Source organism: Paenarthrobacter ureafaciens, assembly GCF_004028095.1.
GTDB lineage: Bacteria > Actinomycetota > Actinomycetes > Actinomycetales > Micrococcaceae > Arthrobacter > Arthrobacter ureafaciens.
Window position 1 is genome coordinate 1 of sequence record NZ_SBHM01000007.1, and the last position, 15101, is coordinate 15101.

Annotated in this window: 13 protein-coding genes; 3 read left to right on the top strand and 10 right to left on the bottom strand. The window is 63.9% G+C overall.

What is annotated here, in order from left to right; genetic code table 11:
• From AUR_RS04225 to galU, 4 genes are all read right to left on the bottom strand, one after another.
• A partial coding sequence (locus tag AUR_RS04225; RefSeq protein ID WP_128397054.1) for an SDR family oxidoreductase occupies positions 1 to 568 on the bottom strand: 568 nt, incomplete at its 3' end.
• A gap of 4 nt (positions 569 to 572) precedes the next feature.
• Complete coding sequence (locus tag AUR_RS04230) at positions 573 to 1442, bottom strand: hypothetical protein (RefSeq protein ID WP_062099272.1); 870 nt, start codon at positions 1440 to 1442, stop codon at positions 573 to 575.
• Positions 1443 to 1594: 152 nt separating this feature from the next.
• On the bottom strand, positions 1595 to 2221 hold the full coding sequence (locus tag AUR_RS04235; protein ID WP_062097414.1) for a GNAT family N-acetyltransferase: 627 nt from the start codon (positions 2219 to 2221) through the stop codon (positions 1595 to 1597).
• Between the two features lie 5 nt (positions 2222 to 2226).
• Positions 2227 to 3132 carry a UTP--glucose-1-phosphate uridylyltransferase GalU gene (galU, locus tag AUR_RS04240; protein WP_031216593.1) on the bottom strand — a complete coding sequence of 302 codons (906 nt, stop codon included), beginning with the start codon at positions 3130 to 3132 and terminating at the stop codon, positions 2227 to 2229.
• A 131-nt stretch (positions 3133 to 3263) separates the two neighbouring features.
• On the opposite strand from galU, the gene AUR_RS04245 reads away from it, so the two are divergent.
• The 3 genes from AUR_RS04245 (at position 3264) to AUR_RS04255 (ending at position 5135) form a co-directional block, all read left to right on the top strand.
• Positions 3264 to 3866 carry a 5-formyltetrahydrofolate cyclo-ligase gene (locus tag AUR_RS04245; protein WP_021472494.1) on the top strand — a complete coding sequence of 201 codons (603 nt, stop codon included), beginning with the start codon at positions 3264 to 3266 and terminating at the stop codon, positions 3864 to 3866.
• A gap of 153 nt (positions 3867 to 4019) precedes the next feature.
• Positions 4020 to 4286: an FmdB family zinc ribbon protein gene (locus AUR_RS04250; protein WP_062097416.1), complete on the top strand. Its 267-nt coding sequence runs from the start codon at positions 4020 to 4022 to the stop codon at positions 4284 to 4286.
• Positions 4287 to 4352: 66 nt separating this feature from the next.
• Positions 4353 to 5135, top strand: coding sequence for an RcpC/CpaB family pilus assembly protein (locus AUR_RS04255; protein WP_079941116.1), 783 nt, complete (start codon positions 4353 to 4355; stop codon positions 5133 to 5135).
• A gap of 3 nt (positions 5136 to 5138) precedes the next feature.
• Here AUR_RS04255 and AUR_RS04260 read toward each other — a convergent pair whose 3' ends face one another.
• The 6 genes from AUR_RS04260 to AUR_RS04285 form a co-directional block, all read right to left on the bottom strand.
• On the bottom strand, positions 5139 to 9416 hold the full coding sequence (locus AUR_RS04260) for a DUF4011 domain-containing protein (RefSeq protein WP_062097418.1): 4278 nt from the start codon (positions 9414 to 9416) through the stop codon (positions 5139 to 5141).
• A 153-nt stretch (positions 9417 to 9569) separates the two neighbouring features.
• On the bottom strand, positions 9570 to 11159 hold the full coding sequence (gene guaA, locus AUR_RS04265; protein ID WP_031216589.1) for a glutamine-hydrolyzing GMP synthase: 1590 nt from the start codon (positions 11157 to 11159) through the stop codon (positions 9570 to 9572).
• A 123-nt stretch (positions 11160 to 11282) separates the two neighbouring features.
• Entirely contained in the window at positions 11283 to 11783 is a 501-nt protein-coding gene (locus AUR_RS04270) for a DUF3817 domain-containing protein (protein ID WP_021472488.1), read from the bottom strand.
• Positions 11780 to 12679, bottom strand: coding sequence for an SURF1 family protein (locus tag AUR_RS04275; RefSeq protein ID WP_031216588.1), 900 nt, complete (start codon positions 12677 to 12679; stop codon positions 11780 to 11782). The genes AUR_RS04270 and AUR_RS04275 overlap by 4 nt, the downstream gene beginning before the upstream one ends.
• Before the next feature lie 43 nt (positions 12680 to 12722).
• The gene (locus tag AUR_RS04280) at positions 12723 to 13211 is read right to left on the bottom strand and encodes a PTS sugar transporter subunit IIA (protein ID WP_021472486.1); all 489 of its coding nucleotides are present in this window, start codon (positions 13209 to 13211) and stop codon (positions 12723 to 12725) included.
• A gap of 60 nt (positions 13212 to 13271) precedes the next feature.
• Entirely contained in the window at positions 13272 to 15026 is a 1755-nt protein-coding gene (locus AUR_RS04285; RefSeq protein ID WP_062097420.1) for a glycerol-3-phosphate dehydrogenase/oxidase, read from the bottom strand.
• Positions 15027 to 15101 lie beyond the last annotated feature (75 nt).

A 15101-nucleotide genomic window follows, 5' to 3' on the forward strand; every position in this document is an offset into this window, starting at 1 on the left:
CCCGGCCCTCCGCTGCTTCCAGCGCTGCCTTGGCCGCATCCGCCGGGGAGATGGTCTGGAACCTCGCGCCCTTGAAGACAGGGATCAGCCCCAAACGGGAACCGGCTCCAAAGACCATTGCCACCAGGCTGTGGAACTGGGTGGCCCGCACCACTACGCTCTCCAGCCCGGAGTCGGCGTAGGCCCGCTCCTTTGAAGCTTTGGATACGTAGTAGGGATACGTGCTGCGATCGCAATTGATGATCGACAACACCACGGCCCTGCCCGCCCCGGCATCGCGCGCTGCCTGAGCAAGCCGGGCACCGCCGTCGGCGAACTGCTTCCGTGCCTTGCCGAATTGCCCCTCCAGGCAGTCGATCACGACGTCGGCACCCGCCACTGCGGCATCCAAGCCAACACCGGTGGTGACGTCGCCCGCGAAGTAGGTGGCGCCGTCGTGATGCGTGGACGATCCAGGGGACGGCACGTGGCGGCTCAACACCCTGACGGTGTGGCCTGCTGCCAAGGCGAGCCGAACGACTTCGCGACCAACCTGACCGGTTCCGCCCGCAACGCAAAGAACCGCCATTGGCCTAGGCGCGCCGGCGTTGGAGGACGTCGTCGAGGTTGCTCAGGGCGCTCTGTCCCTTGACGGCGGTACGGGCCGGCCCTGCAGCCTCCTGCTGGACGGCACCCTGCTTGAGCACAGGCTTGCCCACCGGCTTGGGGGCCTCAGGCAGGTCCAAGGGCTCAGGGGCGGGACGGTTCGCCTTGGCCGCGCCCACGTACGTGGGCTTGGGGATCTCAACCGGTTCCCAGGGAGTTCCCTCGTTCCCGGCGGACGTTTCTGCCGACTTATCACCTGCTGCCACGGCAACTGCAAGTGCCGCTTGCCGGAGTTCCAAGGCAGAAAGCCGTGGCGTTTCCGGTTTGTCCGCTTCCGCATCAAAAACGGGAGTTTCCTTGGCCTCGTTAATGGGCTCCTTGGGCAGGTACCTGGCCGGCGTGGGAATCCGCGTGGCCTGTGCCGCGCGGCGGGCGCGCCGTTCACGGAGATCACGCAGGGCCAGCTTCCGCAAGACGACCACGGCCAGGACGGCACCGATGAACGACACCAAAGGCAACCAGAAGGAGCCTTGGCCGAAGAGGGTGAACACCCCCGAGACGGCGGCAGTGACCAGCAATATCAAACCGGCCAGGGCAAGGGTCAACCTTGCGTAGCGGATGGTAAACGGCGTGTTGGGCGTAGCCCGGGGAGACGACTCAGCCACACGGGATTCCTGGGGCGACGCCTGTGCTTTGCTGTGCATGGTCTCCATCGGTTTCTCCTGCTGAGGTGCCACGGTAAAGACCACCCCTGCCTGCGTTTCGTCTGGCTTGTCCTCGAATACCTCACCCGGCACGGTGGCCGTTTGGACCTGCGTCCGTTTGCTCCGAAGAACATAGGGCGCCACCCACACCATCCACAGCGCAACAGTGACAACGAGTATCACTGAGCTGCTGAGAGGGAAGTCCACATTCAAAACCGTAGAAGCAAATCGTCAGGTGCTGCGGCATTGCCTGCGGTGTGTCGCTTGCGAGTCCCCAAATGATGGCCGCGAACGGGAAAAACGGCCTATGACCTGCCCGTTCTTCGTTCCAGCCAACCTCGCAGAAGTCCCTGCGGCACTTCCTCGGACGTCAGCGCGAAGGACCGGTGGTCCGCCCATTCACCATTGATGTGCAAGTACCTCTGCCGGTAGCCCTCGTCCCGGAATCCGAGCTTTTCCACCACGCGCAGGCTGGGCCCGTTCTCTGGACGGATGTTGATCTCCATCCGGTGCAATCCGAGCGCGCGGAAACAATGATCCGTAGCCATAGCCACCGCCGTTGGGGCAATCCCGCGCCCGGCGCGGTCCTTGTCCACCCAGTACCCCAGCGTGGCCATCATCGCCGATCCCCAAACGATCGAGGAGACGGTCAGCTGTCCCACGATGCGCGGCTCGCGGAAACCGGGAGTCCTTTCGGTGATCAGGAAAGGCAGTGCGGTAGCCTGCCTCGCCTGGTCATTAAGTGACGCCACCATCTGGCGGTAGCTTGGGAGCCGTCCGCCCGGAGCCGGATTGGATGCCTCCCACGGCGCGAGCCATTCACTGTTCCGCGTGCGGACCTCGGACCACTCCCGCTTGTCGCGGTACCGGATTGGCCGAAGTACGAGGTCTCCGCTTTCCAGCGTTACCGGCCAGATGGCAGAGCCGTACACCGCAGTTACTTGGGCAGGGAAGCCGTGAAGTCCGGCAGCCACTCGCGAAGCTCGGGACCGAGGTCTTCACGCTCGCAAGCAAGCTCGATGCAGGCTTTGAGGTAGCTCAGCTTGTCCCCGGTGTCATAACGGCGGCCGCGGAAGACCACGCCATAGACGCCGGATCCTTCGCCTTCTCCACGGGCCAGTACCTCAAGGGCGTCGGTCAACTGGATCTCGCCGCCGCGACCGGGAGCGGTGTTTTCCAGGACATCGAACACTGCCGGGTGCAGGACGTACCGGCCAATGACGGCCAGGTTGGAGGGTGCTTCTTCCGGGGACGGCTTCTCAACAAGCTGCTTGATGCGTACGTAGCCGTCTTCGTCGTTTTCCTCGACGTCGGCACAACCGTAGGCGCTGATCTTGGAGGGCTCCACCTCGATCAGGGCAACTACAGAGCCGCCGGTCTTCTGCTGCACGGCGATCATTTCGCTCAGGAGGTCGTCCTTGGGATCGATGAGGTCGTCACCGAGGAGCACGGCAAAGGGCTCGTGCCCCACATGCTGCTTTGCACGGAGCACAGCATGGCCCAAACCGTTGGGATCGCCTTGGCGGACGTAGTGGATGTCCCCGAGGTTGGTGGCGGACTGGATCGCCTCCAGCTTGGTGGTGTCCCCCTTCTCCGCAAGCGTGGCTTCAAGCGCCGGCACACGGTCGAAGTGATCCTCCAGGGCACGCTTGCTGCGGCCGGTGATCATGAGGACGTCGTGCAAGCCGACCTTGACTGCTTCTTCGACCACATACTGGATGGCGGGCTTGTCAACTACGGGCAGCATTTCCTTCGGCATTGCCTTCGTGGCAGGAAGGAACCTGGTACCGAGACCCGCTGCGGGGATGACGGCCTTACGGACAGCATTGTTATGGTGAGTCACCGGACTAATCTAACGGAAGGATCACGTCAAAAGGTAAACCCCCGCCGTGCGGGTGTGCACAATCTGTTGACGTTCACGTCCGGCAAGGGCAGCGCTGCCCCCCCCGGACCACTTCGACGAAACGGACGGACATGGAATCCAAGGAAGAAATCCGCAGCGCCCGACGGCTGCAGCGGCGAAACCGCACGCCGGAACAAATTGCCGCGGCCGGAGAGGCGCTGGCACGGCACGGGGTGAGTTGGGCGAAGGACGTCTCAGGCGGGTCCCCGGCCACCTTTACCGTCTACTTGGGCGTGGCCTTCGAGCCGCCCACCCTGCCATTGATTGAGGCGCTGCATCAAGAGGGGCACAGGATCCTGTTGCCCGTCTGCGAGCCCGGGCGCACGATGAGCTGGGTGGAATGGACGCCGGAAACCACCTTCGTGAGGTCCACATACGCCCCCATCGATGAGCCCGAGGGCGAGAGGCTTACCAGTGCGGTGGCAGGAGCGGACGCGGCAGGCATCTTCATGCCCGCGACTGCCGTTGACGGCGATGGCAACAGGATCGGCCAGGGCGGCGGATACTATGACCGCTTCCTCCAGGGCCTCAAGGATTCGGCGCAGCGGCCGCGCACCATAGCGGTGACGTACGACGACGACGTGTTGCCGTCCGGTGCTATTCCCGCCGAGGCTTTTGACCAGCCGGTTACGGAAGTTCTGACGCCCTCGGGAATTGTCCGGCTCGGCCGGTAGTTATATGCCGTGGTATCCCGCACAGATAACGACCGGTCGACCGGCGGAATCCACGGGATGATAGAATTGGCACTCAGGCCCTGCGACTGCTAAGGGAGGTTGTCCTCCCCGCGCCGCCGCCGGACCTGAACTTTGTTCTGAAGGAGGAATTCAGTGCCCACTTACGCATACGCCTGCAAAGACTGCAACCATGCCTTTGACCTCGTGCAGTCCTTTTCGGACGATTCCCTGACGGAGTGCCCGGAGTGCAAGGGTGCGCTTCGCAAGAAGTTCAACAGCGTCGGCGTCGTTTTCAAGGGCTCAGGGTTCTACCGCACGGATTCCCGCGATTCCAAGGGAAGCACGGTTTCGGCCGCTCCTTCGGCTCCCGCGACCCCGGCACCCGCTGCGACTCCTGCGCCTGCTGCCGCCGCCAGCTGATCGCTTTATCCACATAGGGCTTCCGGCCGCTCCCCTGCGGCCGGACCCCTTGGCTAGCGTGGCCATATGCCACTCAAGCCACCCTCCGCACCGCGCTTCCGCACCAGGCAAACGCCCTTCGGGACCCGGCGCCATCAGGGCACCACCCGTACAACAGACCCAAGCGGTCACGGGCAGCACTGGACAGCCACCGCCGCTTCCTTCGGAGCCAGGCATCGGCGCCTGACAGTGGCCCTGCTGCTCTGCCTGGCCACCGGAATCGCCGTCCAGCAACTTACTCCAGTTCCCGAGCAACAGGTCAGCATAGTGGTTTCGGCCAGGGACCTCCCGGTCGGCGCCAGCGTCTCTGAAGCAGACTTCATCACCGCCGGCATACCCCGAAGCGCTTCCTTCCCCGGAGCCATCGAGGACCCTGCACGTCTTCAAGGCCGCCAACTCGCTGCACCACTGGCCAAAGGCCAAATCCCCACCGAGACCAGCTTCCTGGGTCCGGGATTGCTCACCGGTGCACCGCCGGGGTCGGCCGCCGTCCCGCTCCGAATGGCCGACCCGGCATCAATTCGCTTACTCTCGCCCGGGCAGCTCATCTCGGTCATCCTCTCGGCCAGCGAGGCATCCGCATCTTCCCCACGCCATGACGTGCTGGCAGGGGCCGTTCCTGTGCTGTGGACCTCAGCCCAAGGCGATGCCCCCGGTCAATGGCCGGGCACATCCGAAGCGGACGGGTTGGTAGTGGTAGCCGCAGACCCCCAGCAAGCAGAAAAGCTTGCCGGCGCTTCAACGCACGGCAAGCTTTTCTTTATGTTGGTGCATGGACCCCAATCCGGCCCACCGGACACTGCAGAATGAACGTCAGCCCCAGTGCGGGGGCTTCTGCTCCTTCAGCCATTGGTCATGGTCATAGCCGGGTTCGTCACCCCATCGGCGCGGATCATCTTCGGCCGCCTTATTCGGCAGGACGCCTTCAGCACTGGGCTTAGCCGCAGCACGCTTTCCCTTGGCGTCCTCGGGTGCCTCACTATCCACTTCCGGTTCTTCCTTTTCCGTGCTTTCCGTCATGCCGGCAGCGTCTGCGTTGCCTTCATCATCGTCCGTTGCCTGGGCCATCCCGTCGGTACTCCCCTTGCTTCCGGACTCGCCGCTTCCGGATTCGTCGCTGCCCTTGGCTTTGGCCACATCCTGGCTCTTAGCGCCGGGTTCAGCCGGGTTCAGGGTCGCTTCTTTCCCGTCACCGGTTGCGGCCCCTGACGCAACGCCCATCGGAGTTGCCGGTGATGAGCGAATGTAGGAGGGCTGGACGTCACGCAAGTCCAATTGTTCTACATCCATGTCCAGGAAACCATGGTGGGGCGCAGTCGCCGGCTGCGGAACGTGGTTTTCGAGCCCCAAGTAGGAGCCGATCCGATCGGCACATGAGGAGGGATCGGTGAAAACCTCGATGGTCCACAAGGACATGTAGCGCCATCCCATCCGCTCAAGCAACTGCGGGCGGAGCCTGCTGCGCTCACGGACGCTCATCCGGCGGTACCGTTCCGTACCATCCGACTCGATGGCCACGGGGGTAGGAATCTCCGCGCCTTCCCTGCCGATGGTGTGCACGGGATCGGCGGCTGCGGCAATATCCAGGACGCCATCGTAGAGATGCCAAACCCGGGCTCCCCTCGCCCGCAATCTCTCACCGAGGTCGGCAACCAGCGGATCTTCACCCAGGGCCTGTTCGCTGGCCACCGCGCGGGAAGCGGGTGTACCCAGATTGCTGTTACCCGAAAGCTCGCGGTCCAGCAGTTCGTAGAAATCAACCGCACCATGCGAAAGCCGGTCAAGGTCCAGGTCCTCCGGGCGGAAGCAGCTCAGGACGTGCATCGAGCGCCTGGCCCGGGTCATGGCCAACGCGAAGCGGTTCCGCCCACCCTCAGTGGACAACGGACCGAAGGAGTGCAGTGCACGGCCGTGCGGCGTGCGGCCATAGCCGAGCGAGAAGATCACGTGATCCCGCACAAGGCCCTGCGCCCGCTCCAGGTCAACCACCCGGAAGGACTCCGGACCGGCACCGAAGAAGGTCTGCAGCAGCGGGTGGTTGGGCAACTGCAACCTGATGGCCTCACCGATCCGGGCCGCGTGGCGCAGGCTGGCCGTCACAACAGCCAACGAGGTGCGGGGCCGCAGGCGGGCGTGTTCGAAGACCAGGTCAACTACCCGGTTCACCTCGGCTGCGACGGATTCAACACCCTCATGGTCGGCTCCCGGCAGGCCGGTGCCGTCAGGAATGTACTCCACCACAATGGAGCGGTCCAGGCCCGTTACGGAGCTGCCGTCGGGGAGCCGCCGAAGTCCGCCGTCGTAATAGTTCTTGCTCAGCTGCAGGACCAGGTCCTCGTCCACCGCACGGTAGACCCAGTTCAATTGCCACGTTGGCAGAATCCGTGCCAGTGCTTTGAAGGCGCTGTCCACGGCTTCGTGGCTGGCTACCCCCGCTACCGGAGGTTCCACGGCCACGCTGAACGTGCGCGCATTGGCGATCTTCGCGTCACCGAAAGCCACCACCTGACGGGCCCGGGCAATAGCCGGGAGCACCGCTTGGAGGGACGTCGATTCGGCGTCGATGATCACCACGGCATCGAACTTCTGCTCGGCCGGAAGAACCCCGGTGAGAAGGTAGGGGCTGACCGACCAGACCGGGACCAAGCGCGGAACCAGGTCCGGCGCCTGTGCGCTCAGGGCAGGCAGGGTAACCCTGCCGTCCTTGAGCAAAGCACGAAGAAGTTCGGCTTGGCGCGGATGTTCCTCGATCCCCTGGCGCCACTTGGACGCGAGCTGCCACCGCAATCGGGCGGCCCCGCTGGCAATGTGCGCCTGGTCGGCGAGGCGGAACTCGGCTTCCAGCTTGCGCAAGGAGTCGCCGTCGGACATAGCCAGGTAATCGTCCCCGCTGATCATGGCTTCCAGAGCGGACTGCCACCAGGCCAGATCCAGCTCAGCGGCCACGGATTCGGCGGGCACCTCGCGCGCAGCGAGGTCTGCCAGGAGCTCACCCAGGCCGTGCTCGCGCATCTGTTCGATGAGGAGGGTACGTTCGGGCAGCGTCTCCAAGGTGGCGGTATCGGCCACCAAACGCTCCAACCGCTCCATCAGCTCTTCATAGGGCGTCTTATGCAGGGAGCCGCCATCGGAGGTGTACTTCAACGCCTCCCCCAGACGCTGCAGTTCGCCTTCCAATTCACGGTAAAGCGCGCCCAGATCCGCAAGACCGGACGGTACAGCGGGATGCCTCTGCGTTGTGGCGTAGCCAGCCCACAGCGCACGCTGCTCCTGAACGAGGACCAGCGAGCTGTGCAGATCAGCTATGTGGACGCCGGGACGAACGTATTCCTTGGCCACACGGCGCAGCCTGGAACGTTGCATGGAGGGCATCTCGATGTTGCGTTCCCGCCGCCAGGCCGAGGTGGCCGTGGCCGAGATCAGGTCATGGACCGGACGGTCGAAAATATCCGGGGTGAACTTGTCCAGGCTCTCGCGCACCGCGATCAGCAGTTCCAGCTGCGTGCCCCACTCAGCGAAGGTATCGCCCAGGCGGATCTCTGCGTGGTCCGCCAGTTGCTTCATGCGCTCCCGGAGAACAGGAAGCTTCTCTTCCGCCACTTGGGCCAGCTGCCGGGCCTCTTCGGTTTCCTTGCGGGTGAGGAGCCGGGCCCCGTACCAGGGGCTCGACGTCGATGCCCGGCTGAAGCTGCCAAGTTCCGCGGCGCGGCGCAAACGGCCAGCCAGCTCCTCGCGGTCCTTAATGTTGTCCAGCACGCTGCGCTTGAGTCGAACGGTGGTGGACGGTGCCGGGTGGATGGACGTCAGCTCGGCCAGCGACTGCATGGCCTGGTATGGGGAGCACCCCCACCGTTCACGGACGTTGTGCAGCGAGGCAACATGGTCCACCAGGGCATGCCGGTGGCCGGTCAACGTGGCATGCAGGTTGCCGAGCTGCGGCTCCAGGGCTTTCTCGTTCCGCATGATTGCACGGACCAACTGGCCCTTCAATTGCTGCGGCGTGGTGCCGTTGCCGGGCCGGAAAAGCATGGAATCCAGACCGAGGGACTCCAAATGTGCAGACAGGCCCGCAACACTGGATTGACGTTCGCCAACCACCAGCACGGACTTGCCTTCGCTGACCAGGGCGCCGATCGCGTTGATGGCGGTCTGGGTTTGGCCGCTGCCGGGAGGCGTGCTGACCACCAGGGAGTCACCGGCCCGGACCGCATCCACGACGTACTGCTGGTCGGTATCGGCATCCAACAGCAGAAGCTCATCGGCGGGATCGCGATCATCCAAGCTGGGGAAACGCCCGGCCTTGATGGGCTCCGGTTCAATATCGGCACCATTGGCGACCGCTGCCAGCGCGGCGACGATGGGGTTGTTCATGTTGATCCACGGATCATCGAGATTGCCCGAAAGGTCGGCCAATGTGGTGACCAAGAGGTTGAACTCCACCTCGGCGCCGTGGATGGGCTGTACGAGCGTGGCAAGGCGGTCGAGGACCGGTTGGGGATCCAGCCGCGCGGTGTTGTAGGCCATGCGTGCCACAGCGTTGACGTCGAAGACGATGCCGTGAACATTCTTCAGATGGCGCACCAGGGCCGGATTGATGCGGGCCTGTTCGGTCAACTGCAGTTCGAAGTCGTCCTCGCCCGGACGAACAGTGAGTGCAATGGACGTCAGCATCACGGGAGCCGAAACGCGCTGCGGCTTCCCACCGACGGCCGATGTCCACACCACAGTGCCGGCCGACAGATAGCCTGCCTCAATGCCGCGGTCGTTGCCCAGCTCGAAGATCTTTGAGCGGATGTTCCGGGCGGCACGGGCTGCAACAATGTATTGCTGCCTGTCCCGGATCAGCGTGGACAGGCGCGTTCTGCGCCCCGCCAACAACTGCGCCAGTCCGGATGGATGGGCGTTGCTGAGATCAATGGCGCCTTCGGGCGTCTTGACGAAACGCAGCATCGTGTCCGCACCAGTAACGGGCTTAAGTCCGGACAGCCATTTCCGGAGCTCTTCGGAGCCGTCCTCGTGGCCTTGACTTACTGACACAACTTCTGCCTTCTTTTCTGTACTAGCTTTAGACGCCTTGGACCATACCGGCATACTTTCGAGGGTAGCGGGAATACCCTGCAAGCCCGCTTCACGACACTGGCCGGGGAAAAAATCGACCACAATTCGTGGGTGCCGCCACATTCGGGCCGGCCCCTGGATAACGCAATGGCCGGCCTCCGAAAAGGAGACCGGCCATTTACGATGCTATTCCCACTCGATGGTTCCCGGCGGCTTGCTGGTCACGTCCAGCACTACGCGGTTGACGCCATCCACCTCGTTGGTGATGCGGTTGGAGATACGTGCCAGAAGGTCATACGGCAAGCGCGACCAGTCTGCCGTCATGGCGTCCTCGGAGGACACCGGGCGCAGGACAATGGGGTGGCCGTAGGTCCGGCCGTCGCCCTGCACGCCAACGCTGCGGACGTCTGCGAGCAGCACCACCGGCATCTGCCAAACGTCGTTGTCCAGGCCGGCAGCGGTCAGCTCGGCGCGGGCAATGGCGTCGGCCTTGCGGAGGAGGTCAAGCCGTTCCTTGTTGACTTCGCCGACGATCCGGATCCCCAGGCCGGGGCCGGGGAACGGCTGGCGGCCAACGATTTCCTGGGGCAGGCCGAGCTGTGCGCCAACGGCGCGTACCTCGTCCTTGAAGAGGGCGCGCAGCGGCTCAACGAGCTCGAACTGCAGGTCCTCCGGGAGCCCGCCAACGTTGTGGTGGCTCTTGATGTTGGCTGCGCCCTCACCACCGCCGGATTCGACGACGTCCGGGTACAGGGTGCCCTGCACGAGGAACTTGATCTTCTCACCCTCGGCCGCGGCCTGGGCAATGATGGCCCGTTCCGCTTCTTCGAAGGCCCGGATGAACTCACGGCCGATGATCTTGCGCTTGGTCTCCGGATCACTGACCCCGGCCAGTGCGTTGAGGAAACGCTCTTGTTCGTTGGCAACGTAGAGGTTGACGCCCGTGGCTGCAACGAAGTCGCGCTCCACCTGCTCGGCTTCACCTTCACGCAGCAGACCGTGGTCAACGAAGACACAGGTCAGCTGGTCCCCCACGGCACGCTGGACCAAGGCTGCGGCCACAGCGGAATCGACGCCGCCGGAAAGGCCGCAAATGACCTTCGAGTCCCCGATCTGCTGGCGGATGCGTTCCACCTGCTCTTCGAGGATGTTGCCGGTGGTCCAGTTGGGCGTCAGGCCCGCACCCTTGAAGAGGAAGTTCTCCAGGACGTGCTGCCCCAGGACGGAGTGCTTGACCTCGGGGTGCCACTGCACGCCGTAAAGGCGCTTCTGGTCATTGGCAAACGCTGCAACGGGGGCGCCCTCAGTGGTTGCGAGGACCTCGAAGCCTTCCGGGGCCTCGTGGACGGAGTCACCGTGGCTCATCCAGGTGTTCTGGGTGGCGGGAACGCCGTCAAGGATGGAGCGGGCATCGCCCACCAGCAGCGCTTCGGTTGCGCCGTACTCCCGCAGGCCCGTGCGGGCTACCTTTCCGCCCAGTGCGTTCGCCATGGCCTGGAAGCCGTAGCAGATGCCAAAAACCGGAACGCCGGCGTCGAAGAGGTCAGCGTCAACCTTGGGGGCACCATCCGCGTACACGCTGGACGGTCCGCCGGAGAGGATGATGGCTGCCGGGTTCTTGGCCAGAAGCTGCTCGGTGGTGAAGGTGTGCGGAACAATTTCCGAATACACATTTGCTTCGCGGACGCGGCGGGCAATCAGCTGCGCGTACTGGGCACCGTAGTCAACAACCAGCACCGGCTTCTGGGAAGTCTGGGGTGCGGTGGGAGTAGTCACCAAACAAGACTACTTTGCCCGGCCGCCCCGGCGCACGCCGGGGAACGCCCCCGACGGTCAAATAGAGCCTAAAACGGGCCCACCGTAAGCGATCTCACACCACCCGGCGGACGGACGACGTTTTCAGTACCGCTTTGACGCTTTCGGGTTGGCCGCAAGTTCCGCCTCGACCTGCGCGTGGAACTTCTTCTCCACAATGAAGGACAGGAGCGGGACCACGCCGCCCAGCGCCAACAGGATCAGCTTGGAGAACGGCCATCGCATGAGCGACCACAGCCGGAAGTTGGAAACCAGGTACACCACGTACATCCAGCCGTGGACGATCAGCACCGTGGTGGAAATGTTGAATCCGCCAATGACGCCCTTCGGTTCAGACTGGGCGAATCCGAAACCGAACGGCTGGCCGGTCACGGCGTTTGTCCCGCCGGCGAACAGCGAGACACCGAAGGCGTAGCGGGCCACCAGCTCTGCGCACAGCAGGAGAAGCATGGCACCGGTGAGGTAAGCCATCACTTTGTAGAACTTCAGGGCCGAACGGATCTGCGCTTCGGTTCCGCCGAACCGCCGCTTCTTGGGCTTGGGTCCGGACTGTTCGGGCTGGATGGCCGGTTTGGGTTCAATCATGGCTGTACCTTATGTTCTGGTTCAGAGTGCTGGGATTCCTGGACGGCCGGTTCGTCGCTGTGGTGCGCTTCGCCGCTGTGGTGAGGGCCGCCGTCGTCGAAGTCGTCGTCAAAGTCGCCACCGTCGAACTCGTCGCCCTCGAGGTCCCGACGGTAGTCATCGGCGACCATGCGCCACCAGATGTACAGGGCGAAGCCTGCGAACACCACCCACTCAACCGAGTAGAACAAGTTCAACCAGTTGATCTGCGTGGCAGGCGGCTGGGCCGGGATGTTCAGGGCCTTCACGGCCTCGTTCGCCGGAACCGGGCCCGTAGGCGTCGATTCAGCGGTGGCTGCGACGAATCCGGGGTAGCTGGAAACGTCCCATTTGTTGATGAGCTCCGCGACGGAAACCGCCGATGCCCGGCCTGGACCGGCGTCGACATTGGGCAGTGGTGCTTCAGAGGCCAGCAGGCGGCCGGTCAACGTCAGGGGGCCCGACGGCGGCGGTCCGGCTTGGTCGGGTTCGGCCACCCAACCGCGTGCGACAGGTATCCAGGTTTGGGGTGAGGCCGCTGCTCCGCTGAGCTTGGGAGCGTTATCCACGGCGAAGGCCGTAACGATCCAGTAGCCCTTGCGGTTGTCGTACAGCCTGCCTTCGACGAGCACCTGCTTGCCCGGATCATAGCTGCCGCTGGCTGTGACCATCTGGTCTTCCACCGAACCGGGGAAGAACTGCCCCGGCTTCAGGACGTCCACCAGGGGTTTGACTTCCTCGATGGAGGACGGTGTGGCCGGTTCGTGCTGTGCTGAACGGCTGAGCTGCCACTGGCTGAGCAGCACAAAAACCCCGGAGAGCAGGAGCGCAAAGACCAACCCTGCGATCCAGCGGGGTTTCAACGCAGTTTTCAACACCCCTTAACCGTACTTCGTCCGGCTGTAGAACAACGAAACGGGGTCAGTGGTCGAAGAACACCAGGGAGGAGTTGATGAGCTCTGCGATGACTTCGGTGTCGTGGGCCCGGCGCAAGGATTCCCGGAATGACTCCTTGGACAGTGACCTCGCCAACGTGGCAAGGACTTCCAAATGGTCGGAGAAGGAACTTGCAGGGGTGGCGATCAGGAGGATGACGGTGGCGGGACCGTCGGTGGCACCGAAGTCCAGGGCGTGCCCGAACTTGGTGACGCCAACGGCGATGGAGATCCGGTCCACGAACTCGCTGCGCGCATGCGGAAGTCCGATCCCGCCAGGAAGGCCGGTGGCCAGCTGGTGTTCACGCGACTGAACCTGCTTCAGGAACCCGTCAAGGTCCGTAATCCTGCCTGCTTCGTAAAGCTTTCCGGCCAACTGTGCCGCAGCGTCATTCTTGTCCTCGGCAACGAGTTCAAGAATGACGGTCTGCGGCGTTGTGAGTTCCGCGTCATACCGGTCAAGTGGTTCTGCCAAGTCCTGTTCCCTCCAGATGCGGCCTCCCGGCCGGAGTCCCCCGGCGGAGCCAAGCGAATGTCAGCGAAGGGGCATGATGTCATCGACTCCCATGCGGGCCGCATCCGCTGACTCGTCGTCCGGCTGCTCCTGGCTGAGCCTTTCGGCTTCAACCCTTGCCAAGTAATGCTTGATTTCGCTTTCGCGCTGGGTGTCGCTCCAGCCGAGGATTTCTCCCATCAGCTTAGCGACTACCGGAACGGCGGACACACCCCGGTCCCAGGCTTCGATGGATATCCGGGTCCGGCGCGTCAGGACATCGTGTACATGCCGGGCGCCTTCGTGGGTGGTTGCGTAGACCACTTCGGCTGCCAGGTAATCGTCCGCACCGGGCAGCGGCTCCGCCAATTCCGGTTGCCGCGCAATGAGATCCAGTACCTCGGCTGTCATGGAGCCGTAACGGTTCAGCAGGTGCTCCACCCGTGCCACGTGGACTCCGGCTTCCTCCGCTGAACGTGCGCGCCGGTTCCACGCTGCCTTGAAGCCTTCGGCTCCGAGCAGCGGAATGGTATCCGTGCAACTCGGCGGGACGCGCTCGTCCATGGCCCGGGTGGCCTCGTCCACGGCGTCCTTGGCCATGACCCGGTACGTGGTGTACTTACCGCCGGCAACCACCACGAGCCCTGGAACCGGATGCGCCACGACGTGCTCCCGCGACAACTTTGCCGTCGAGTCGTTGTCCCCTGCGAGGAGCGGCCGGAGCCCGGCATAGACGCCCTCCACATCCTCACGGGTCAACGGGCGTTTCAGGACACGGTTGACGTGCTCCAGGACGTAATCGATGTCCTTGCTGGAAGCTGCGGGGTGCGCTTTATCCAGCGTCCAGTCGGTGTCAGTGGTGCCGATGATCCAGTGGCGACCCCAGGGGATAACGAAAAGGACCGACTTTTCCGTGCGCAGGATGAGACCCACGGTTGATTGGAAACGGTCGCGGGGAACCACCAGGTGGATCCCCTTGGATGCCCGGACCTTGAGCTGGCCGCGATCGGTGACCATGGCCTGGGTCTCGTCCGTCCAGACGCCCGTGGCATTGACCACTTGCTTGGCCCGGACTTCGAAAACCTCGCCGTCCTCCTGGTTCTCAAGCTTGGCGCCGACCACGCGCTCACCCTCGCGGAGGAAGTCCACCACGCGTAGCCGGTTGGCAGCATGGGCTCCGTAGTGCGCGGCGGTCCGGACGACGTTGACCACCAATCGCGCGTCATCCACCTGCGCGTCGTAGTAGCGGATGGATCCCACGAACGCGTCGTCCTTGAGGCTGGGAGCTGCACGAAGAGTGCCGCGCTTGGTGAGGTGCCGGTGCATCGGCACGCCACGGCTGTGGCCGGAGGTGAGGCCCAGGGTGTCATAGAGCATGATGCCGGCGCCGACGTAGGGCCGCTCGACGAAGCGCCGCGTCAGCGGGTACAGGAACGGCACGGGGCGGACCAAGTGCGGTGCAATGGTCTGGATCAGGAGCCCGCGTTCCTGGAGCGCTTCCTGCACCAAGGCGAAATCCAGCATCTCAAGGTACCGCAAGCCGCCGTGGATGAGTTTGGAGGATCGCGACGACGTGCCCGATGACCAGTCGCGCGCCTCGACGATGCCCACCGTCAAGCCACGGGTCACTGCATCAAGCGCGGCGCCGGCGCCCACGACGCCTCCGCCGACAATCAGGATGTCCAGTTCCTTGCCTGCCTCAGCAGTGGCCTTCAACGCTTCAATGGATGCGGCACGGGACTCGGGGCTTAGGGCTCCCGCAGAATTCACCTGCGAACCGCCTGCGATATTGCTCATCGGACTCCTCCTCAAACGCAACAGCTGGTAGTCCACTACCCTACTGGTTGGCCGCCGCCCGCGGCAGTGCCGGTT

Coding starts and splice junctions, on each gene's coding strand:
- AUR_RS04255 (WP_079941116.1), top strand. CDS start 4,353: ATGCCACTCAAGCCACCCTCCGCACCGCGCTTCCGCACCAGGCAAACG.
- AUR_RS04270 (WP_021472488.1), bottom strand. CDS start 11,783: ATGATTGAACCCAAACCGGCCATCCAGCCCGAACAGTCCGGACCCAAG.
- AUR_RS04260 (WP_062097418.1), bottom strand. CDS start 9,416: ATGCCGGTATGGTCCAAGGCGTCTAAAGCTAGTACAGAAAAGAAGGCA.
- AUR_RS04285 (WP_062097420.1), bottom strand. CDS start 15,026: ATGAGCAATATCGCAGGCGGTTCGCAGGTGAATTCTGCGGGAGCCCTA.
- AUR_RS04230 (WP_062099272.1), bottom strand. CDS start 1,442: ATGGTGTGGGTGGCGCCCTATGTTCTTCGGAGCAAACGGACGCAGGTC.
- AUR_RS04245 (WP_021472494.1), top strand. CDS start 3,264: ATGGAATCCAAGGAAGAAATCCGCAGCGCCCGACGGCTGCAGCGGCGA.